This window comes from Bacillus sp. SIMBA_008 (genome assembly GCF_046535495.1).
Lineage (GTDB): Bacteria > Bacillota > Bacilli > Bacillales > Bacillaceae > Bacillus > Bacillus subtilis.
In genome coordinates this window covers 1-230 of record NZ_JAWRWL010001410.1, presented here as the reverse complement: position 1 = coordinate 230, position 230 = coordinate 1, and the positions used below count along the sequence as shown (strand labels likewise).

The 230-nt window shown below is 38.7% G+C and carries 1 pseudogene; it reads left to right on the top strand.

From position 1 onward, the window contains the following. Positions 1 to 230: pseudogene (locus SB658_RS28125) on the top strand (3-phosphoshikimate 1-carboxyvinyltransferase); the annotation flags it as partial.

Genomic DNA, 230 nt, shown 5'->3' with positions numbered 1-230 from the left:
GATGTTCTGAAACAAATGGGTGCGAATCTTGAGATCAATGAAGTAGATGCAAAAGGTGGAGAACCATATGGTGATTTAACGATCTCGACCTCTTCATTAAAAGGGATTGAAATTTCTGGTGATGTGATTTCAAGACTTATCGACGAGATTCCAATTATAGCGCTTCTAGCGACACAAGCAGAAGGAACAACGATCATTAAAGATGCTGCTGAGTTAAAAGTAAAAGAGAC